The organism is Collinsella aerofaciens (assembly GCF_040926265.1).
Taxonomy (GTDB): domain Bacteria; phylum Actinomycetota; class Coriobacteriia; order Coriobacteriales; family Coriobacteriaceae; genus Collinsella; species Collinsella aerofaciens_BB.
On record NZ_JBCOIL010000014.1, the window covers coordinates 1 to 23069 of the forward strand.

The 23069-nt window shown below is 60.6% G+C and carries 13 protein-coding genes and 2 tRNA genes; 13 read left to right on the forward strand and 2 right to left on the reverse strand.

Annotated features, from left to right (window positions below):
• Positions 1-162: 162 nt before the first annotated feature.
• Positions 163-253: transfer RNA gene (locus AB5767_RS05465), tRNA-Ser, on the reverse strand.
• Between the two features lie 48 nt (positions 254-301).
• Positions 302-392: transfer RNA gene (locus AB5767_RS05470), tRNA-Ser, on the reverse strand.
• Positions 393-897: 505 nt separating this feature from the next.
• Here AB5767_RS05470 and rpsF point away from each other — a divergent pair.
• The 13 genes from rpsF to AB5767_RS05535 all read left to right on the forward strand — a co-directional run bounded on the left by rpsF (position 898) and on the right by AB5767_RS05535 (position 23023).
• A complete protein-coding gene (gene rpsF, locus AB5767_RS05475) occupies positions 898-1191 on the forward strand; it encodes a 30S ribosomal protein S6 (protein ID WP_006235831.1) in 294 nt (97 codons plus the stop codon).
• Between the two features lie 48 nt (positions 1192-1239).
• Entirely contained in the window at positions 1240-1692 is a 453-nt protein-coding gene (locus AB5767_RS05480) for a single-stranded DNA-binding protein (protein ID WP_368132472.1), read from the forward strand.
• 72 nt (positions 1693-1764) lie between these two features.
• The gene (rpsR, locus tag AB5767_RS05485; RefSeq protein WP_368132471.1) at positions 1765-2031 is read left to right on the forward strand and encodes a 30S ribosomal protein S18; all 267 of its coding nucleotides are present in this window, start codon (positions 1765-1767) and stop codon (positions 2029-2031) included.
• A 15-nt stretch (positions 2032-2046) separates the two neighbouring features.
• Positions 2047-2586, forward strand: a complete 540-nt coding sequence (gene rplI / locus AB5767_RS05490) for a 50S ribosomal protein L9 (RefSeq protein ID WP_368132470.1) — start codon at positions 2047-2049, stop codon at positions 2584-2586.
• A 219-nt stretch (positions 2587-2805) separates the two neighbouring features.
• Positions 2806-4203: a replicative DNA helicase gene (gene dnaB / locus AB5767_RS05495; RefSeq protein ID WP_006235827.1), complete on the forward strand. Its 1398-nt coding sequence runs from the start codon at positions 2806-2808 to the stop codon at positions 4201-4203.
• A 93-nt stretch (positions 4204-4296) separates the two neighbouring features.
• Positions 4297-5583, forward strand: a complete 1287-nt coding sequence (locus AB5767_RS05500; protein ID WP_006235826.1) for an adenylosuccinate synthase — start codon at positions 4297-4299, stop codon at positions 5581-5583.
• Between the two features lie 118 nt (positions 5584-5701).
• Entirely contained in the window at positions 5702-7006 is a 1305-nt protein-coding gene (purD, locus tag AB5767_RS05505) for a phosphoribosylamine--glycine ligase (RefSeq protein WP_035136518.1), read from the forward strand.
• 21 nt (positions 7007-7027) lie between these two features.
• Complete coding sequence (locus tag AB5767_RS05510; RefSeq protein WP_195232596.1) at positions 7028-7723, forward strand: NUDIX domain-containing protein; 696 nt, start codon at positions 7028-7030, stop codon at positions 7721-7723.
• Between the two features lie 82 nt (positions 7724-7805).
• Positions 7806-9578 (forward strand): ABC transporter ATP-binding protein, encoded by a 1773-nt coding sequence (locus AB5767_RS05515; protein ID WP_368132566.1) that lies wholly within the window; start codon positions 7806-7808, stop codon positions 9576-9578.
• Between the two features lie 19 nt (positions 9579-9597).
• Positions 9598-10560: a hypothetical protein gene (locus AB5767_RS05520; protein ID WP_035136527.1), complete on the forward strand. Its 963-nt coding sequence runs from the start codon at positions 9598-9600 to the stop codon at positions 10558-10560.
• A gap of 210 nt (positions 10561-10770) precedes the next feature.
• A complete protein-coding gene (gene carA / locus AB5767_RS05525) occupies positions 10771-12276 on the forward strand; it encodes a glutamine-hydrolyzing carbamoyl-phosphate synthase small subunit (protein ID WP_368132567.1) in 1506 nt (501 codons plus the stop codon).
• Between the two features lie 98 nt (positions 12277-12374).
• Positions 12375-15689, forward strand: a complete 3315-nt coding sequence (gene carB / locus AB5767_RS05530; RefSeq protein ID WP_368153310.1) for a carbamoyl-phosphate synthase large subunit — start codon at positions 12375-12377, stop codon at positions 15687-15689.
• Positions 15690-16663: 974 nt separating this feature from the next.
• Positions 16664-23023: a discoidin domain-containing protein gene (locus AB5767_RS05535; RefSeq protein ID WP_368132507.1), complete on the forward strand. Its 6360-nt coding sequence runs from the start codon at positions 16664-16666 to the stop codon at positions 23021-23023.
• Positions 23024-23069: the final 46 nt, after the last annotated feature.

Below are 23069 nucleotides of genomic sequence, written 5' to 3' on the forward strand. Positions count from 1 at the left end.
AATAGTGCTACTTCCGTGAACTCAATCCAAACGTGTACGTCAGCCTTCAAAGATGTCGAAAAATGTCGGTTTTGGAGGGTGACGTACATGTTTGGGGAAGCGTGGGATCGAGACGTATTTCGATAACAAAAAAGCCCCATTGCTGGGGCTCATACCATCTAATGGCGGAGGAGGAGGGATTCGAACCCTCGTGACCTTATACAGGCCAAACGGTTTTCGAGACCGCCGCATTCAACCACTCTGCCACCCCTCCGCGTGGGGTAAAAACAAAGCAGGCTCGAAGGCCTGCTTTGGAATTAACTGGCGGAGAGTCAGGGATTTGAACCCTGGAGACGCTTTTGACGCCTACACGATTTCCAATCGTGCTCCTTCGGCCACTCGGACAACTCTCCGTTAAATGCGAAAGTCAGTATACACGAGGAATCGCAAAGTGCAAACAGAAAAGTTGGCATTTTTTAAAACGCTTGGCCGCGTTTGGCGTTGCAGCGGGGTTTGAGATGCCAAAAAAACGGCTTCCGACCAGCGTAGTTGATCAACTCAATTGTTCAAAAGGGGTATTTATAAGCGATTTGGCAATGAATTTAAAAATCTTTGGGTGGTGCTGTGGGCCACTGGTATGCATTTTGCGACCACAACCATGCGCCCGTTGACCTGCGACTTGGCTCAGCTTGTCCTCACGGCACCGTATCTTGTCCACAGATCCGTCAAGCTTTTGGTCAGCATTTGGTTGGAATGCGCATGAAACGTCGTGCGAGTATGGGCATATGTGGAGGTCATGAGGTTGTAGCTGCATATTCTTGCAGCCTAGGAGGTTGAAAGATATTATTACCAAGTCTTTTCCTGCTTCAGGCGCACCTTCACGACCTGAAGCCACATTTGCCCAGAGGAGGTGACAATATGAAGGCTTATGAACTGCTGTTCTTTGTTGACCCGTCGCTCGACCCCGAGACTCGTCTCGCTGTTATGAAGCGTATCGATACCACGATCGCTGAGGGCGCTGGCAAGGTCGACTCCGTTGACGAGTGGGGCAAGCGCAAGCTCGCCTACGAGATCAACGACCTCACCGATGGTGACTACACCCTCATCAACTTCCACGCAGATCCTACCCAGATCGCCGAGCTTGATCGCGTCCTGCGCATCACCGACGCTGTGGTCCGCCACATGATCGTCCGTCGCGACGACCAGGAGTAAGACTGTCGTTTTGGACTGGGCTTGTGCCCCAAGAGGAAGTAGTGAGTTATGAGCATCAATCGAGTGAACATCACCGGTAACCTCACCCGCGATCCCGAGCTGCGCGCCACCGCCGGCGGAACCCAGGTTCTGTCCTTTGGCGTCGCCGTGAACGATCGCCGCCGCAACGCGCAGACTGGCGAGTGGGAGGACTATCCCAACTTTGTCGACTGCACCATGTTCGGCACCCGCGCCGAGGCCGTGAGCCGTTTCCTGGCAAAGGGAAACAAGGTCGCGATCGAGGGCAAGCTGCGCTACAGCTCTTGGGAGCGCGACGGCCAGCGCCGGAGCAAACTTGAGGTCATCGTCGATGAGATCGAGTTTATGAGCTCCCGTGGTGGCCAGAGTGGCTACGATCAGGGCGGTTACGCCCCCGCAGCTTCCGCGCCCGCAGCACGTCCTGCCGCACCGGTGGCTACGCCGCCCGCGGTCGACGTCTACGATGAGGACATCCCGTTCTAAGGGTTGTTCACCTATTTTTGAGTGAGAGGCGGCTTCGGTTCGCCGAAGTTGCCAAATGAAAGGTATTTTGACATGGCTAATGATTTTTCTGCACGTCAGCCGCGTCGTAAGTACTGCCAGTTCTGCAAGGAGAACACTGAGCTCATCGACTATAAGGACACTCAGCTTCTCCGTAAGTACATGACCGACCGTGGCAAGATCAAGCCCCGTCGCGTCACTGGCGCTTGCACGCAGCATCAGCATGACATCGCCAACGCCATCAAGCGCGCCCGCGAGATGGCTCTCCTGCCGTACACCGTCCCCGTGGTTTCCTCTCGTGGCAACCGCGACCGCGGCTAAGAAGGGAGACACATCATGAAGGTTATTCTTCTCGATGAGATCAAGGGCAAGGGCGGCGAGGGTGACGTCGTAGAGGTCGCTCAGGGTTACGCTGAGAACTTCCTGTTCCCCAAGAAGCTCGCTGTTGCCGCCACCAAGGGCAACCTCAAGCAGCTTGACGAGCGTCGCAACAACATCGCCAAGCGCGAGGCCGTCCGTCTGGCTACTGCCAACGAGACCAAGGCTGCCTTCGAGGGCAAGACGGTCACCGTTGACGTCAAGGTCGGCGACGAGGGCATCCTCTTTGGCTCCGTTACCGCCGCTACGATCGCTGACGCCATCAAGGCTCAGCTCGGTATGGACATCGACCGTAAGCGCGTCGAGCTCGGTAAGCCCATCAAGGTTGCCGGTGCCCACACCGTTGCCATCTCGCTGTACCGCGAGATCAAGGCCGAGGTTGTCGTTCTCGTCGGCGTTACCGCCGAGGAGCTCGCTGCCGAGGCTGAGGTCGAGGAGGCCGCTGAGGTCGCCGAGGCCGAGACCGCCGAGGTCGAGACTGAGGCTGCTGCCGAGTAGCATTTGCTGCAACGCAACAATCTTGTTCTAAGAAGGGCGCTCTGGGAAACCAGGGCGCCCTTTTGTTTTTTTGCGCTGAGTGAGTGTCATGGCGAACGTTGCGCCGAAGTCCTATATACAGGACCGTTCATCCGTTTGGTTCGGTGATGATTGGCGGCGCGCGGCGCGTTTTGGGACCATGGCTGATACTATGGATGCTCGCAAGCGATATGAATGAGGATGCTCATGGCATATGACGATAGGGAGACCGGGCTGACGGTTGAGGACCGCGGCTCAAAGTTGGGTCTTCCCCAAAACCAAGATGCAGAGGCCAATGTACTGGCCGCTATGCTGCTATCGCCCGAGGTGGTCGAAGAGGCCCAGGTCGAGCTGCAGCCCGATGACTTCTACCGGCCCATTCATAAGACCATCTATACCGCGATGGTCGATATGTACAACAGCCGCATTCCCATCGACTCCATCTCGCTGATCGATTACCTGCGAAGCATCAACAAGCTCGATGCCGTGGGCGGCGAAGCGTACATTTTGGAGTTGATGGGTCAGACCCTGTCGCTCGTCAACTGGCAGCACCATGCCGCCATCGTGCGTCGCGACTCGATGCTGCGCGAGCTGATCGGCGCCACCAACGAGATCAACGCGCTGGCATATAACGCCCCCACCGACACCAAAGAGGTCGTGGAGCTAGCCGAGAGCAAGCTGCTCAAGGTCACGGCACGCGAGGTCAAGTCGAGCTACAAGACGCTGACCGAGTTTATGGTCGAGGCCTATAACGAGGCCGAGGAAGTGTGCCAGGCCGGTGGCCAGGCTGCGGGCGTGCCCACGGGCTTCCCGTCGCTCGACCGCATGCTCATGGGTTTTCGCGAGGGCCAGCTCATTATCATCGGCGCCCGTCCTGCCGTGGGTAAGACGTCGTTCGCCCTGAATCTGGCGCTCAACGCTGCCGCTGCTGGTTATACCGTCGGCTTCTTCTCGCTGGAGATGTCGGGCAAAGAAATTGCCCAGCGTCTGATTTGCGCCTACGCCATGATCTCGATCAGTGACTTCCGCATGGGCCGCATTAGCCCCGAGCAGTGGGCCAATATCAACGAGGCCACGCAGACCTTGTCCAAGCTGGATATTCTGATTGACGATACGCCCGGCACCACAGTGACCGAGATTCGCGCCAAGAGCCGCCGTATGCTCCATAACAAGGAGAAGGCCATCATTATCCTGGACTACCTGCAGCTGGTGAGTCCTCCGCCGGGACGCCGCTCTGAGAGCCGTACCGTCGAGGTTTCGGAGATGTCGCGTGGTCTGAAGATCATGGCCAAGGAGCTCAAGATTCCGCTCATCGCGCTGTCGCAGCTGTCACGTCAGGTCGAATCCCGTACCGGCAAGCGCCCGCAGCTTTCCGACCTTCGTGAATCGGGCTCCATCGAGCAGGACGCCGATATCGTTATGTTCTTGGACCGCTCCGCCGACGAGGCCGAAGCCTCGCGCGACGATCGACCCGACGAGGGCGTTACGCGTATCGTCGTGGCCAAGAACCGTTCGGGCCCGATCGGCGACGTCGATCTGATGTTCCTGCCGGCATCCACCAAGTTTTATGAGCTTGATGGGGCACATGCCGAGGAGTAGGACAGGCGCCCGTTGCACGGGTATACTGGGAATGTTTTGTGCTTCTGCGTGCCGGCGTGGCGCGTAGACAGTCCATGAATGTAAGGAGTAAACATGCCGTCAACCGTTTTGGTCGGTGCCCAGTGGGGCGATGAGGGCAAGGGTAAGATTTGCGACCTGGTCGCCGGCGACTTCGATGCCGTCGTGCGCTACTCGGGCGGCAACAACGCCGGTCACACCATCGTCGTCAACGGCAAGAAGTACGGCCTGCACCAGGTGCCCTCCGGCATCATGTATTCCGACCACGTGTCGGTGATCGGTAACGGCTGCGTCGTCAACCCCAAGGTTGTCCTTGAGGAGATCGATATGTTCGAGGCCGACGGCATCACCACCAAGAACCTCAAGATTAGTGGCAACGCGCATGTCATCATGCCGTACCACATCGATCTGGATGGCGCCTTTGAGCAGAAGCTCGGCAAGAAGAACATCGGTACCACCAAGCGCGGCATCGGTCCGTGCTATCAGGACAAGATGGCTCGCATCGGCCTGCGCATGCAGGACATGCTGGACGAGGCACTGTTCCGCGACAAGCTGGAGACCGCTCTCGCCCGCGTGAACCCCGAGCTCGAGCTCATCTACAACCTGCCCACCTACACCGTGGACCAGATTTGCGACGAGTACCTGCCGATGGCCGAGCGCCTGCGTCCCTACATCACCGAGACGAGCCTGCTGCTCAACAACATGATCGACGAGGGCAAGGACCTGCTGTTTGAGGGCGCCCAGGCGACGCTGCTCGACATCGACCACGGCACCTATCCGTACGTGACGTCCTCCAACTGCACCGCCGGCGGTGCCATCACCGGATCCGGCGTCGGTATGAAGAATGTCGACCGCGTGCTGGGCGTCATGAAGGCCTATATCACCCGCGTCGGTTCGGGCCCCATGCCCACCGAGCTTTCCTATGAGTCCGAGGCCGGTCACACGCTGACCGAGGAGGGCTACGAGTACGGCGTGACCACCGGTCGTCGTCGTCGCTGCGGCTGGTTCGACGGCCCCATCGCCAACTACGCTTCGCGCGTCAACGGCCTCACCGATATCGCCATGACCAAGCTCGACGTGCTTTCGGCTTTCGACACCATCAAGGTGTGCGTGGCCTACGACGTCGATGGCGAGCGCTATACCAGCGTGCCCGAGCATCAGGTTCGCTTTGAGCACGCCAAGCCCATCTACGAGGAGCTTCCTGGTTGGAAGTGCGATATCACCGGCTGCCGCAGCTTTGAGGAGCTGCCGCAGGAGGCTCAGGACTACGTGGCGTTTATCGAGGATCTGGCACACACCCGCGTGACGTTCATTGGCGTTGGCGCTGGTCGCGAGCAGATCATCAACCGATTCTGGAAGTAATCGGGACTATTTGGTTATTGCGATATACCCCTTTGCAGCCCGGACGGGCGGCCGAGGGGTATATTTGCTTGCAAAGGGCTCGTGCGGAGCGGGCCGTTCATCCATAGAGGAGGCACCCTTGAAGGCGGACACTCAAACCATCGACATCCTGTTGTTGGGCAGCGGCGGCCGCGAGCATGCTTTGGCAGCTAAGCTCGCAGCATCACCGCGCGCCGGCAAGCTCTACATCGCGCCGGGTAACGGCGGCACTGCGAGCTGCGGCGAGAACGTTGTTCTCGACGACTGCGATCCTGCGGCCGTGGCGGCGTTTGCGCAGAGCCACGGATGCGGACTCGTGGTGATTGGCCCCGAGGCTCCGCTCGTGGCGGGCGTGGCCGACGCCGTGCGCGCGGCGGGTATTCCCTGCTTTGGCCCGGGTGCCGAGGGCGCCCAGATGGAGGGCTCCAAGCTGTTCTCCAAGCAGCTCATGGAGCGCGCCGGTATCCCGACGGCAGCCTACGGCTCGTTTACCGACGAGGCTTCGGCTCTTGCCTATGTGCGTGAGCAGGGCGCTCCGCTGGTCGTCAAGGCTGACGGCCTGGCCGCAGGCAAGGGCGTTATCGTGGCGACTGAGCTCGAGCAGGCCGAAGAGGCCGTGCGCGAGTGTTTTGGCGGCACCTTTGGCGATGCCGGCAATACCGTGGTCATCGAGGAGATGCTGACCGGCCCCGAGTGCTCGCTGCTGGCCTTTACCGACGGCAAGACCGTGCGCCCCATGGCCACTTCGCAGGACCACAAGCGTGCGCTCGAGGGCGACAAGGGTCCCAACACCGGTGGCATGGGCGTTTACAGCCCGGTACCCATCGTGACCGACGAGGAGCACGCCACCATGGTGAAAGTCATGGAGCAGACCGTGGCCGAGCTCGCTGCCGAGGGCATCGACTACCGCGGCTGCCTGTATGGCGGCTTTATGCTCACCCCCGCCGGCCCCAAGGTGCTGGAGTTCAATGCCCGCTTTGGCGACCCCGAGACGCAGGTCGTTCTGCCGCGCCTTAAGAACGACCTGGTCGAGGTCATGTTGGCTTGTGCCAACTGCGAGCTCGACCAGATTGAACTCGACTGGCGTGACGAGTGGGCCGTGGCCGTTGTCCTGACGAGTGCGGGTTATCCCGGCAGCTACGAGAAAGGCAAGGTCATTACCGGTATCGCCGATGCCGAGGCCATGGAGAACGTGACCGTGTACCACGCGGGCACTGCCGTGGTGGACGGCCAGCTCGTGACCAATGGTGGCCGCGTGCTTGCCGTGACCGCTCTGGGCGACACGTTCGAGAACGCTCGCAACCTTGCCTACGAGGCCTGCGAGAAGATTGATTTTGAGGGCAAGACCCTGCGTCACGATATCGGCCTGCGCGCGCTGCGCGGCCGCGACGCCTGGGATGCCTAAAATCCGAGAGGAATGAGACGGATGGACGAGAAGAACGAAGAGCTCGTGGACGCGCAGATCGTCGAAGAGGACAGCCGCATGTATGGGCACGCCGAGGGCGAGCCTGGTGGCGAGGTCGCTGACGAGCCGGCGCTGGTGCTGGGCGACGACGACCCGCACGATGCCGAGCTGCACGAGAAGATTCTTTCGGAGGAGTGTGCCTGGAAGGGCAAGATCCTCGACGTCCACCGTCTTGAGGTTGAGCTGCCCAACGGTCACCGCAGCGCCCGCGATATCGTTCGCCATCCGGGTGCGGCGGCCGTTGTGGCACTGACCGAGAGCGGCAAGATCGTACTGGTGCGTCAGTACCGCACCGCCATCGACCGCGTGACGGTCGAGATTCCCGCCGGCAAGCTCGATCCAGGCGAGGACCCGCTCGATTGCGCCAAGCGCGAACTGCACGAGGAGACGGGCTTTAGGGCTGGTCGTATTCGCTTTTTGACGTCGATTGTCACGTCCTGCGGTTTTTGCGATGAGATCATCCACATCTACTTGGCCACCAAGCTCGAGTTTGATGCGCCCAACCCCGATGATGACGAGTTTGTCAACGTGGACCTGGTGCCGCTGCACGAGCTGATCGACGCCGTGCTCGACGGCAAGATCGAAGACGCCAAGACCGTCGTGGGCGCCTTGGCCTGCGATAGCATCGCACATAGGTTGGGCGGAGCCGAACTGTAACGAGTGGGGATAGCCCTGGGACAAGTACTACTGATTGCTTTGTCCCAGGGCCTTACGTTGCTGATATTTCTTTGAGGATCACATGCTGAAGAGGTTTCTTTCGTATTACAAGCCCCAGATGGGGCTTTTTGTTGCTGATACTGTTTGTGCTCTGGTGCTTGCCGCCATTGACCTGGCGTTCCCCATTATCCTGCGCAATTTGACCGGTGGGCTATTTACTCAGGGTCAGGCTGCCATTATGCAGGCGCTCGGCATGATCGCGGTGGGCTTGGTGCTGATGTATGCCGTCCGCTGCGCCTGCCGCTACTTTGTGAGCTATTGGGGTCACGTGATGGGCGCGCGCATGGAGTCCAAAATGCGCGAGGACCTGTTCGACCAGTATGAGCGCTTTAGCTTTGCGTACTTCGACCGCAACAGCTCGGGCGACATGATGAGCCGCGTGGTCAACGACCTGTTCGATATCTGCGAGGCGGCGCATCACGTACCCGAGTGGATCATCATCTGCGGTATCGAGATTATCGGCTCGTTTGTGATCCTCTTTACCATCGCTCCGGTGCTGGCGCTTGCCATGGCCGTGGTGACGGCGGCGTTTGCGGTCGTCATGTTTTGGCAGAACATGCGCATGCGCGAGGTCTTTAGCGACAACCGCAAGAAGATCAGCGGCATTAATGCACAGCTGCAGGATTCTCTGGCGGGCATGCGCGTGGTCAAGAGCTTTGCCAACGAGGAGACCGAGCGTGCCAAGTTCCGTGCCTCTAACGACCGCTACCTTTTGTCCAAGGAGAACATGTATCACGCCATGGGCGTCTATACCGCGACGTATGGCCTGCTCTCGGGTGTGCTCTATGTGATCGTAGTGCTGCTGGGCGGATGGCTGGTCGCCCAGGGACAGCTACAGGCGGTCGATATGGCGACCTTCGCACTCTATATTTCGCTGTTCTGCACGCCGCTTGAGACGCTCGTCAATTCGGCCGAAACGTATCAGAAGGCTATCGCCGGCTTTAAGCGTATGGACGAGGTGCTCTCGACGGCGCCAGATATTCAGGACAAGCCGGGCGCTACGGATCTGCAGGTGACTGCCGGCGCCGTGGAGTATCACGACGTGTGCTTTAACTACGAGGATGTTGAGCTGGGCGAGGGCGATGCCGACGAGCGTCCTGTTATCGACCACATGGACCTGTCTATCAAGCCCGGGCAGACCATCGCGTTGGTTGGCCCCTCGGGTGGCGGCAAGTCCACGACCTGTTCGCTGCTGCCGCGCTTTTATGACGTGGCTACCGGATCCATTAGCATCGACGGTCAGGACGTGCGCGATGTGACGCAGCAGAGCCTGCGCCGCGCCATCGGCCTGGTGCAGCAGGATGTCTATCTGTTTGACGGTACGATTGGCGAGAACATCGCCTACGGCAAGCCGGGCGCTACGGCAGAAGAGATCGCCGAGGCCGCCCGTCGCGCCAACATCGATGCCTTTATCGAGTCGCTTCCGCAGGGCTACGACACCGTGGTGGGCGAGCGCGGCAGCCGTCTTTCGGGCGGACAGAAGCAGCGCGTTGCCATCGCGCGCGTGTTTCTCAAGAACCCCAAGATCCTGATTTTGGACGAGGCGACGAGTGCTTTGGATAACGAGAGCGAGGAGGCGGTGCAGGAGTCACTCGAAGAGCTGGCACGCGGCCGCACCACGATTATCATCGCCCACCGTCTTTCGACCATTAAGCATGCCGATGAGATTGCGACCGTTGAGCATGGTCGCGTTGTGGAGCGTGGCACGCACGAGGAGCTTCTCGCCCGTGGCGGCACCTATGCCCGTTACTATCGAATGCAGTTCGAAGGTGCGCGTGCGCACGAGCTCGACTGATTGATATGACAGGAAGTTTATGGCTGACAAGAACCCTTTGACTCCGGAAGAAGTGACGGAGTTATTCTCCGAAATCGATGCATCCGGTGTCTTGGATCCCACGCTTGCCAAAAAGCGAACTGAGCGCATGCGTGAGAAGGAGGCCGCGGCCAAGCGCGGTGACAAAGCGGCGCTAGCGCAGCTGCGCAGCGAGGACCGCGCGAGCCAGGCAAAACATATCGACCCGCTGTCCGAGGACGATCCTTCGGGCTCGCAGGTGAGCCATACCATTACGAAGACCGCGATGGCCGTGGTCATCGGTATTTTGGTGCTGATCGTGGGCATGCAGATCGGCTACGGCGTGATGCGCCGTCTGAATACCGCCAACCTGTCCGAGAGCGTTTCGGTTGATACCGTTTCGACGGCGCTGAAGGGCGGCCTTGAGTGGGGCAACGGCTTTACGCAGTTCCCGCTCGACTTTACCGTCGATGAAGCCGATGAACGCACGGGCACGGTCGAGGTGACGGTGTTGGACACGTCTTCTGCCAACGAGCTCGAGCTGTTGTCCAACGGGCAGATTCAGGCCGCGGCGCTTGCGACCAACGCGCTGCTCAACGATAAGATCGACCGCGTGGTGTATAACGTTCACGCCTATATCGACGAGGATAGCAACATTCAGCACGATTCCTTCTTTGGCATGTTCCCCGCGCGGGGCCACCAGAGCGCCATTTTGACGTTCGTGTGGACCAAGAGCTCATCCAACGCCACGAGTATCGACTGGAAGATGCGCATCGTGAGTATGGATGACACCATCGCCGAGCGCATTCAGAAGCAGGTGAACTCGGTGTCGTCGTTGATTGAGGATCCGGTGGTGAGCCAGACCAAGATTGACGAGGAAAAGGCCGAGCGTGACCTGGAGCATCGTCTGCATGGCCGCGAGATTTTCCGCGGCGGCAAGCCCGATCGCACACCGTCCGAACTGCTGGAACAGGACAAGAAATAATAAGACGCCATCATCCCGCGTGAGCCACAAGCCCCGCGGGATGATTTTTCTGGGACGGGGATTAAAAAATCATTATGCATAGAAAGTCATAATTATCATTTCGTAAACATTTCGATGAAATTAACGCCATGAGGCATGCTTGCGGTTACAATACCGCGAGGCCTAACTACACACCTTTAAGCCGGTCCTGTGAGACCGGGAAGGAGAATTATGGCGAACAACCATACTGCGGGCACTGCTGTCCGCACCTTCGCGCCCAGCGAGCTTTGCCAGCGCATGCTGGCCAAAACCAGCAAGGGCACCTGCGGTCCCTGCATCCTGTACCTTGAGGATGGGACCATTTTTTATGGCCGTGCATGCGGTGCCGAGGGTACTGCGACCGGCGAGGTCTGCTTCAACACCTCGCTTGAGGGCTACTTTGAGGTCATGACCGACCCGAGCTATGCCGGCCAAATTGTAACCATGACCTATCCGCAGATCGGCAACTATGGCATCGACGAGACCGACGTCCAGTCGGCCTTCCCCGGCGATACCGCTCGCCCCGTGAGTGCTCCCGCCATGCGCGGCATGATCGTCCGCGACATGTGCGCCACGCCTTCCAACTGGCGCTCGGCCGTCAGCGTGCCGGAGTACCTGCGTGCCCACGGCATCGTCGCTATCGAGGGCGTCGACACCCGCGCTCTTGTGCGCCACCTGCGCGACAACGGCTCCAAGATGGGCATTATCTCGACGGAAATCTTTGACGTCGTCGAGCTTGCCGAGCGTCTGGCCGCAGCGCCGACGCTGGTGGGCGAGAACCTGGTCAAGACCGTGAGCTGCCCTGAGCCCCGCGAGTTTGCAGCTGCCGACCTGCCCGCTACGCATGACTTTGCGCTTGCCCCTGCCGCCCCCGCCCGCCACAACGTGGTCGCCTACGACTGCGGCGTCAAGCGCGGCATTCTGGAGGGCCTCGTCCGCGCCGGCTGCGACCTTACTGTCGTGCCGTGGGATACGCCCGCGAGTGAGGTGCTCGACATGAATCCCGACGGCGTCTTTTTATCCAACGGCCCCGGCGACCCCGATGCCGTGGTGGAGACCTATGAGCAGGTGCAGCAGCTGATCGGCAAGGTGCCGGTCTTTGGCATTTGCCTTGGTCACCAGATGATCAGCTTGGCGTGTGGCGCCCAAATGGAAAAGCTTAAATTCGGTCACCGTGGCGGTAACCAGCCGGTTATGAACCTGGTGAGCCGTCGCGTGGAGATCACCTCGCAAAACCACGGCTTTGGCCTGCTGTTCCCAAGTCTGGGCAAACTGATCCCGGAGCTTTCCGGCGGCGAGACCGAGCATGAGGCCGACGGCGACCTGCGCGCCTGGGTGCGTCGCGGCATCGCGCCGGTCGTGATGAACGAGCGCTTCGGCCGCATTCGCCTGACGCACGTGAACCTCAACGACGGCACCGCCGAGGGCATCCAGCTGCTCGATGCCCCGTGCTTCTCGGTCCAGTACCACCCCGAGGCCTCGCCCGGCCCCACCGATGCCCACTATCTCTTTACCGCCTTTACGCGACTCATGGACGGCGAGGAGAACTACCTGGACATCGACACCGCGAAGGACCGCCTTGCCGGCTGGAATTTTGCCGACGATGGTTCCGCCGTTCTACCGAACGGCGGACCGGTCGACGCTGCGGCTGCATCTGGCACATCATCTTGCCGCTCTGCTTCGGTCGCGCGGGCATAAGCCCAGCGCGCCCTCGCATCACGGCAACCTGATGCACCAGCTGCACCCTCGCTGACTTTTCCAAAACATTGAGTCAGCCTCTCTAGGAGGTTTTAAACATGCCGAAACGTACTGACATCAAGCGCATCCTCGTCATTGGTTCGGGTCCCATCGTTATTGGCCAGGCCTGTGAGTTCGACTACTCCGGCGCCCAGGCCTGCAAGGTGCTCAAGGAGGATGGCTTTGAGGTCATCCTGGTCAACTCCAACCCGGCGACCATCATGACCGACCCGGGTCTTGCCGACCGAACCTATGTCGAGCCCATCACCGCTGAGTTTATCGAGCGCGTAATCAAGAAAGAGCGCCCGGACGCGCTGCTGCCCACGCTGGGCGGCCAGACCGGTCTGAACGCCGCCGTCGAGCTGGCGAAAGACGGCACGCTGGACAAGTACGGCGTCGAGATGATTGGCTGCGACCTGGCCGCTATCGAGCGCGGCGAGGACCGCAAGCTCTTTAACGAGGCCATGGCCGAGATTGGCCTGGAGGTCGCGCGCTCGGGCTATGCCTACAGCGTGGCCGACGCCGAGGCTATCGCCGAGCGCGTGGGCTATCCCTGCGTACTGCGCCCGAGCTTTACCCTCGGCGGCGCCGGCGGCGGCATCGCTCACACCCACGAGGAGCTCGTCTCCATCGTGAGCCAGGGCTTGGAGCTTTCGCCCGCCCACGAGGTGCTGGTCGAGGAATCCATCGAGGGCTGGAAAGAGTATGAGATGGAGGTCATGCGTGACCACGCCGGCAACGGCATCATCGTGTGCTCCATCGAGAATCTCGACCCCATGGGCGTGCATACCGGCGACTCCATCACCGTGGCGCCGGCGCAGACGCTCTCCGACCTTGAGTATCAGCGCATGCGCGTGGCCTCGCTCGCCATTCTGGAGAAGATCGGCGTCGAGACCGGTGGCTCCAACGTGCAGTTTGCCGTGAACCCCAACACCGGTCGCTTGATCGTCATCGAGATGAACCCGCGCGTGAGCCGTTCGTCCGCGCTGGCCTCCAAGGCCACGGGTTTTCCCATCGCTAAGGCCGCCGCGCGCCTGGCTGTGGGCTATACGCTCGACGAAATCGTCAACGACATCACCAAGGCCACGCCCGCCTGCTTTGAGCCCACGATCGACTACTGCGTCGTTAAGGTGCCGCGCTTTGCCTTCGAGAAGTTCAAGGGTACCGACCCCACGCTCACCACGCGCATGAAGGCCGTGGGCGAGATCATGGCGATCGGCCGCACCTTTGAGGAGGCCTTCGGCAAGGCCATGCGTTCGCTGGAGGGCGGTCACCAGGGTATCTGCGCCGGTGGCAAGGAGGGCGCCGACAAACTGAGCGACGAGGAGCTCACTCAGGCCGTGGCAACCCCGACTGAGCACCGCATTTTCTTTGTGGTCGAAGCCCTGCGCCGCGGCTGGGATGTCGCACGTATCCATGCCATCTGCGGCATCGACCCGTGGTACCTCAACCGTATCAACGGCATGGTGCAGGTTCAGGAGAGCATCCGCGGCCTGCGCGTGGAGGATATCGACGCCGACGCGATGCGCCTGCTCAAGCAGTACGGCACGAGCGACGCCGAGATTGCCGCGCTGACCGGCTCGGACGAGCGCTTTGTTCGCGCCTATCGCAAGGGTCTGGGCGTGGTTCCCAGCATGAAGACGGTCGATACCTGCGCTGCGGAGTTCTCGAGCGCCACGGAGTACCACTACAAGACGTACGAGAACATCTACCGCACGAGCCCGGATGCCAAGAAGTGCGTGGCTCCCGACGAGACCACGCCGGCGGACAAGCCCAAGGCGATGATCCTGGGTGCCGGCCCCAACCGCATTGGCCAGGGTATCGAGTTCGATTACTGCTGCGTGCACGCGAGCTACGCGCTGGCGGCCCGCGGCTTTGAGACCATCATGGTCAACTGCAACCCCGAGACCGTCTCGACTGACTACGACACGTCCGACCGCTTGTACTTTGAGCCGCTCACCTACGAGGACGTCATGGATGTCATCGATGTTGAGCGACCCGATGGCGTCGTGGTGACGCTCGGCGGCCAGACTCCGCTTAAGTTGGCGCGCATGCTCGAGGAGAGCGGCGTTAACATCATGGGCACCAAGCCCGATGCCATCGACTTTGCCGAGGACCGCGAGCGCTTTGCCGCCCTGCTCGACAAGCTGGGCATTATGTACCCGCCGGCGGGCCAGGCCACCTCGTTTGAGGAGGCCGAGGCCGTGGCCGCGCACATCGGCTACCCGCTGCTGGTGCGTCCGAGCTACGTGCTGGGCGGCCGCGGCATGATGATCGCCTACGATGCCGAGCATCTGCGCGATTACATGGCCGAGGCTGCGCGCATTAGCCCCGACTACCCGGTGTATCTGGACCGCTTCCTGGAGGGTGCGATCGAGTCCGACGTCGACGCCCTGTGCGACGGCGAGGAGGTCTACATCGGCGGCATTCTGGAGTATATCGAGGAGGCCGGTATTCACTCCGGCGACTCTGCGACCTGCATCCCGCCGTTCAGCTTTAGCGAGAGCCTGCAGGCGAAGCTCCGCGAGACCACGCGCCGCATCGCGATGGCGCTGGGGGTCCGCGGCCTGGTCAACGTGCAGTACGCCATCAAGGGCGAGACCGTCTACGTGATCGAGGCCAACCCGCGCGCGAGCCGCACCGTGCCGTTTATCTCCAAGGCCACCGGTGTGCCGCTCGCCAAGTGCGCGGCGCGTATCATGGCGGGCGATTCTATCGCCAGCCTGGGCCTGCCGAGCGACGAGCGTCAGCTCGATTGGTTCTGCATGAAGGAAGCCGTTATGCCCTGGGGCCGTTTCCCCGGTGCCGACGTTATCCTGGGGCCCGAGATGAAGTCGACGGGCGAGGTCATGGGTATCGCCAAGAGCTATCCCGAGGCATATGCCAAGACGCAGCTGGCGATCGACTACAAGCTGCCCGATCCGAGCTGCGGCAAGGTGTTCATCAGCGTGTGCGACCGCGACAAGCGCCATATCCTTTCGGTCGCCCGCATCCTGCGCTACCTGGGCTTTGACATCTGCTCCACCGAGGGTACGGCGCGCGTGCTGCGCGGCGGCAACGTGACGTGCGAAGTCGTGGAGAAGATCAGCGGCCCGCACGACGGCGAGCGTCCCAACATCGGCGACCTCATCGCCGATGGCAAGATTGCGGTAATCATCAACACGCCGTACGGTCCGGGCTCGCGTGGCGATGGCTACATGCTACGTACCGAGGCCGTGCGTCGCGGCGTGACCTGCGTGACGGCGATGTCTGCCGCCAACACCTACGTGAGCGCCATCGAGGCGGTGCGCGAGGACCAGCAGGGTCACGGCAGCGCCAACGACATGGGCATGGACGTCATCGCCCTGCAGGACCTGCCGCAGCACACGGTGTAGTTGACCTGTCCGGCCGGGGCGGGAGGGGCCGAGATTTCCCCCTTTCGCTCCGGCTGCAAGCAGAGTCGTTCAGGAGGAAACTCGGCCCCTCCCGCCCCGGCCTACGGTGACTCAATTGCACCGTGTGCTGCCGAAGGGGCTTTGCGCGATGATTGGGGCTGAACAGAAAATGAGTGTGGGCTCTGTCGTTCATTCGGACGACAGAGCCCACATTTTGTATGGGGCCTTCAGGTGAATTGCAATCATATGAAGGCCTTTTACCAAGGGAGAGATATGTCTTTGGACAGTTAGTTCAGATTTGTATTTCTCAAAGAGCAGAAGTCGGTTAATTTAGGCTCAATTGAACTGTTTTCGCTTTCCTAATGAGGCAGATATGCTTACTCAAGGGCGGAAAAGGCTTATCGCTGGGTCCCAGTGACTCAAAAACCGAGATGATTAAGCAAAAGCCACTGCCAAAAAAATACAAATCTGAACTAACTGCCCACCACCCTCTGTCAACCTTTCTATTCAAACCAAATCAGCCAACGTATGTCATAGCAATCCCCGGTAGGTCGCAGGGTGGCGGCTGAGCCTTTTCTTCGGGAAACTTCGCGAAGTCCAGTTCCCGAGGGAAAGGTATGGTCTGTGTAATACCAGATAAACAGTACATTTTTGCTTAATTGATATTTGGGAGAAGAACCAATTGGTGTGGCTTATTAAGCCCACTTTGCCATTGACGCTCATTTTAATACCACTGGGAGAATTCCGAACTTGGTTGCGCAACTGCTCCTGTATGCTGATTCAACCTAATAGGTGGATATCTGGTTACTACCAGTTGACCACTTGGTAACGGGTGGGCCCACTGCACGGAATGTACCGAACACCCCTCCCGTTTGATGCGTGCGCCATGCTGCAGGGCGTGCGTCCGCGACACTTCCGCATGTCGGAGGGAAGGAGTCCAGGTGTGTAGGAATTCCATTTTTACGAAACGGTGGGTGAAGGGAAGCGCGGTCCTCGTTGCCACTGCAGCGACGCTTGTGTTTGTCAATCCCCAGCAGGCGATTGCCACGCCACTCAAGGGTGTCGACTCAGCGACCGTGTCTCAGTCTGCCTCGAACGTCGTCGACATCGATTTCGCTGACGGCATCAAGGGCCGTATTACGTTCCTCGAGGACGGTATTTTCCGTTATAACGTCGACCCCAAGGGTGAGTTTTCCGAGTACGCCACGCCGCGCAGTAAGTCCCACACGGCTAAGATCCAGGCTCAGCCCGATACCTCGGACACCTACAGCAAGCCGAGTGCGACGGTTGCCGACAAGGGCGACACTATCGAGATCACCGGCGGAAAGGCGACCGTGATCCTGGACAAGACGACTGGCAAGATGAGTATCAAGTCAGGCGACCGTGGCGTGGTTTCTGAGTCTGCGCCCCTCGACCTTGATAAGAAGGGTACCGTCCAGACGCTCGCCAAGGAGAAGTCCGAGAACTTCTTTGGCGGTGGCACCCAGAACGGCCGCTTCCTGCACACCAACCAGACCATCGCCATCTCCAACACTAACAACTGGACCGATGGCGGCGTTGCCTCGCCCAACCCGTTCTATTGGACGAGCGACGGCTACGGCGTGCTCCGAAACACGTTTGCAGAGGGTTCCTACGACTTCGGTTCCACGGACTCATCGACGGTCACGACTTTGCACAGCGAGAATGAGTTTGATGCCTATTACTTCGTGGCGACCAACGAGGGCGCCTCGAACGTGGCAACCGAGATGCTGCAGGACTACTACAAGGTGACCGGCAATCCGGTGCTGCTGCCCGAGTACGGTTTCTACCTGGGTCATCTTAATGCCTATAACCGTGATGGCTGGTCAACGACCTCGGGTCAAAAGAAGTGGGAGACCAAGGGCAGCAAGTCCTCGAGTGAGAAGGGCGACGTTAAATACGAGTCCGGCATGTCGACGGGCTACAAGCTCGACGGCACGCTTGCGGCCGAGACGCTCAACGGTGAGGGCCCTACGGTTGATACCGAGAACATGAAGGCGACCGATTTCGACCGCCAGTTCTCCGCCCGGCAGGTTATCGATGACTACGAGGACAACGACATGCCGCTCGGCTGGTTCCTGCCGAACGACGGTTACGGTGCTGGCTACGGCCAGAACGGTTACTACAAGACCGGCGGCGTCAACTCCGACGGAACGAGTTCTGCCGAGCGCCTCAACGCCGTGCGCGCCAACGTCGACAATCTTAAGAAGTTCACCGAGTATGCCAACTCCAAGGGCGTGAGCACCGGTCTCTGGACCCAGTCGAACCTCGAGCCCGATAGCAACTCCGAGACCCCGTGGCATCTGCTGCGCGATTTCGATTCTGAGGTTAAGACTGGTGGCATCACCACGCTCAAGACCGACGTCGCTTGGGTCGGCTCCGGCTACTCCTTTGGCCTCAACGGCATCAAGACGGCCTATGACACCGTGACCACCGGCGCCAACAAGCGCCCCAACATCATCACGCTTGACGGCTGGGCCGGCACGCAGCGCTTTGGCGGCATCTGGACCGGCGACCAGTACGGCGGTAACTGGGAGTACATTCGCTTCCATATCCCCACGTATATCGGCCAGAGCCTCTCGGGCAACCCCAACATCGGCTCCGATATGGACGGCATCTTTGGTGGCGATCCCATCATCTCCGCTCGCGACTACCAGTGGAAGACATTCACGCCCTCTATGCTTGACATGGACGGTTGGGGCACCTACCGCAAGTCGCCCATGACGCACGGCGATCCATACACGGGCATCTCGCGCTTCTATCTCAAGCTCAAAGCACAACTCATGCCCTATATCTACACGAGCGCGGCCTCGGCGGCCAACATCGACACGGGCAACGGCGATACCGGCCTTCCCATGATCCGCGCCATGCTGCTTTCCGACAACTCCGAGTACGCCGCAAGCACCTCGACGCAGTACCAGTACATGTTCGGTGAGAACTTCCTGGTGGCACCGGTGTATCAGGATACCCAGGCAGATGAGAACGGCAACGATGTCCGCAACGGTATCTACCTGCCCAACTACGGTACCGACGAGAATCCCACCATCTGGATTGACTACTTCTCGGGCAAGCAGTACCGCGGCGGTCAGGTCCTCAACAACTACGAGGCTCCGCTTTGGAAGCTGCCACTCTTTGTTAAGGCCAACGCCATCGTGCCGATGTACGCCGAGAACAACAACCCCGAGGCTGTGACCGAGACCAACACCAAGGGCACCAATCGCAGCCAGCGTATCGTCGAGTTCTTCGCCACCGAGGGTGAGGGCAGCTTTACGCAGTACGAGGATGACGGCTCCTCCATCGAGAACAACACGACCGAGGACGATTCCTACGGCACAATCGACAATATTTCCTACGGTGAGCATGTGAGCACCGTCTATAAGTCGAGCGTGGTGGGCGGCACGGCGACCTTTACCGCCGAGGCATCGCAGGGCGGCTACAGCGGCTACGACTCCAACCGCACCACGACCTTTGTGGCCAACGTCTCCGCCAAGCCCACGAGCGTCTCCGCCAAGAACGGCGGATCCGCGCTCAACGTGGTTGAGGTCGACTCGCAGGAGGCCTTTGACGCCGCGACCCCCGAGGCCGGCCAGGCGGTCTACTTCTACAACGAGACCCCCAACCTCAACCACTACGGTAGCGACGCGGGCAGCACCGAGGCCGAGCAGGGCGAGAGCTTCAACAACACCAAGATCACCACGAATCCCAAGGTCTACGTCAAGTTCGCGAAGACCGATGTCGCCACGGCAGCGCAGACGCTCGAACTGGGCGATTTCGTGAACGCCGATGCCACGCTCGCGGCCGACCGCTTCAACGAGAACCTCTCCGCACCCGCGAACCTTGCTGCCCCCGAGGACGCCACGACCCCCACGAGCATTAAGCTCACCTGGGGGAAGGTCGATGGTGCTACCTCCTACGACCTTAAGGTAGACGGCACTGTGTTCGCCGTGGGCGATGCGGCAGAATTCACGCATACCGATCTTGCCTACAACAGCAAGCATACCTACCAGATTCGTTCGCGCAACGCCGATGGCTACTCCGCATGGAGCGACGTGCTTGAGGCGAACTCTGCGCTCGACCCGTGGCGGAACGTGCCTGAGGCCGAGGAAATCACTTGGGAGGGCTCGCTCTACGGTAGCCATAAGGCCGAACTCGCCTTCGACCATGAGTTCCAGTCGGGCGACGGCGGTTTCCACTCCGGTGGCAACGATCTGGGCAAGGCGCTTACCGTTGACTACGGTCGCGCTTACAAGCTCGACAAGCTCGAGTACTATCCGCGCGATGATGCCGGTAACGGCACTGTGACCAAGATGCGCATCGAGACGAGCCTCGACGGCGTGCATTGGACGACGCAGGAGGTCGACTGGGAGCGCTCCGCCGCTTGCAAGACGGTGGCGTTCGACGGCGCCGTGGCCGCGCGCTACGTGCGTATGACGCCGCTCGCGTCCGTGGGCAACTTCTTCTCCGCCTCCGAGATCGCCATCTACAAGACCGACGGCACGGACGGCTTCGCTGTGGGCTCCAACCTCAACAAGGCCACGGTCTCCGACGGCGACTACTCCAACATGAAGAATTACCTGGGTCTTGAGAACCGCGAGCCCGACACCTCGACGTTCGACTCCCAGATCCGCGCCCACTTCGCCGACCTCAACGGCAACGGCGTCTACGACGTGTACGACTACTCCTTCACCATGGCGGCGCTCGACGGCGGCACCAAGCAAAAGGGCAAGGCTGCTGGCACCCTCGCGGTGATCCCGAGCAAGATGGAGGTCGAGGCCGGCGACGAGATCACGGTCGACGTCTACGCCACCGACGCCGAGAACATCAACGCGCTCGGTGCGCTCGTCAACTTCAACAGCGACCAGTTCGAGTATGTCTCCGAGAGCATCGCGCAGGATGCGTCGACGGCGGGCATGGAGAACCTCTCGCGCGAGAAAGTGCAGTTCACGGATGGCCACCAGACCATCAACCTGGCCTTCGCCAACCGCGGCGACGCCAAGCTCTTCAACAGTACTGGTGTGGTCGCGAGCTTTAAACTCAAGGCTAAGACGGCCGGCAAGGTCGAGCTGCCCTCGACGTCTTGGCTCGTCGGCCCGGCGTGCGACGCGCTCGAGTTCGTGAGTGATGGCACCGTGACGATGCCCGGTGTCCCGCAGCCCACCAAGTCCGAGTACGGCCGCGACGCCTTTGACATCACGATGACCAACGACGAGCTCCCCACCGACGACGGCACCAACGTCGAGAAGCTCATCCAGCAGAAGAGCTATGACGGACTGTTCGACAACAATGAGGGCGGCAACGACTTCGAGTTCCTGTGGAACTATGGGCCCAACTGGATCGACGGCAAGATGCCGACCTACGTCAAGCTGCCCGCCACGATGACGTTCGCCTTCAAGACGCCGTCGAAACTCGATAGCGTCGAGGTCGTTAACCGCAACGGTGGCAACGGCACCGTGCAGAAGATTAAGTCCGTCGTGACGTTCGAGGACGGCTCGACCCAGGAGTTCTCGGGCGGAAGCTTTGATTCCTATCAGGCTCGCTACGCCTTTGGCCTCTCTGCCGAGAACAAGGGCAAGAAGGCGACCAAGGTCGAGATCACGCCGCTTGAGGCATCGGGTGACCAGATGCTCACGCTGCGCGAGATCAACTTCAACTACACACAGGGTGTCGAGGCCATCGAGGGTGTCGAACTGGGCAAGAACCAGACCGAGTTCTTCGAGGGCGATGTGACGCTCGTCGACGCCAAGGCCACGCCCGAGAGCGCCGGCTACCCCTATGTGACGGTCGAGAGCTCCGATCCTTCTGTGGTGAGCGTCTCCGCTGTCCAGGCCGGCGATAGCGTGAGCTACTACCTGCGCGCCAACAAGGCCGGCAAGGCAACGATCACGGTGGCGTCGGCGCTCGATCCCTCCAAGACCGCATCCTATGAGGCCGAGGTCAAGGCTGGTGTCGACACCTCTGCGCTCATGGCAGCGCTTTCCAAGGCCGCGGGCTACAGCGAGTCCGTCTACACCAAGGATTCCTATGCAGCCCTCACCGCTGCGGTCGAGGCGGCTCAGAAGCTCCTCGATGGCGGCCAGGGCAGCTATAGCAAGAAGGATGTCGCAGACGCCACGGCCAAGATCGAGAAGGCAATCGACGGCCTCAAGATGCGCCCCGTCGATGAGAAGAGCCTCATCAACACGCCCGAGAACCGCGAGAACGTCAAGGTGACCGGCTTCTCGAGCGAGGCCGACTATGAGGGCAGCAACGCCGTCAACGCTCTTGACGGCGATGAGCAGACGCTCTGGCACAGCGACTGGGCCTATAAGGCCGGTATGCCCCAGTACCTGACCGTCGACCTGGGCCGCGACTACGATCTCACCGACGTCACGTTCCTGCCGCGCCAGGACGGCGGCACGAACGGCGATATCTTTGAGGCCGAGGTGCTGGTTTCCGACACCGCCGACGGTTATGAGATGGGCACCGCCACGTCGATGGGTACGTTTACCTTCGACAACGACGGCCGCGTGCTCACCGACCGTGGCGACTGGAAGCAGATGAGCTTTGGTGCCGCGCGCGGTCGCTACGTGACCGTCAAGGTGCTCCACGCCGGCGGTGGCAGCGTTGACGCCTACTGCAGCATGGCGGAGCTCAAGTTCTACGGTACGGCCGTTCCCAATCCGGTGGCGAAGGACGACCTCACTGCCGCGATTGAAAAGGTTGATGCCGAGGTTGCAGCCGGCGACCTTAAGGCCAGCGACTACACCGAGGCTTCCTGGACCGCGTTCCAGAACGCCTTGGCGAGCGCCCGCGCCATCCTGAACGACGAGAACGCCACGCAGGACGAGGTCGACCAGGCACTCAAGGCACTCGAGAGTGCTCGCGACGCGCTTGAGAAGACTCCGGTGACCCCGGTCGAGAACCCGACCAAGAAGCAGCTCAAGGCCTTGGTCAAGCAGGCGAAGGAGACTGACACCAGGGGCAAGACGGACGAGTCCGTCAAGGCCCTGACGGATGCCATTACCTACGCCGAGGACGTCTTGGGTGATGAGAATGCTTCCGACATCCAGCTCCAGGCGGCCTATGACCAGCTCAAGCTGGCCATTGAGAGCCTCAAGGATGCCGATTCCGGCAACCAGGGTTCCGGCAATGGCTCAAACGGCGGCAACCAGGCGGGCAAGCCCGCAGGCGACAAGGCCCAGGGCAGCAAGAAGAGCGGTTCGGCGATCCCCAATACCGGCGACCAGACGGCGGCGACCGTCGCGGCCGTCGGTGGTCTTGGCGCCATCATCGCCGCGATCGGCGCTTTCTTCCATCGTCGCAGCAAGGCTAAGTAGTCCCAGCGACAACTAAGCAAACGTGCCCGCCGCTCCGTCAAGGACG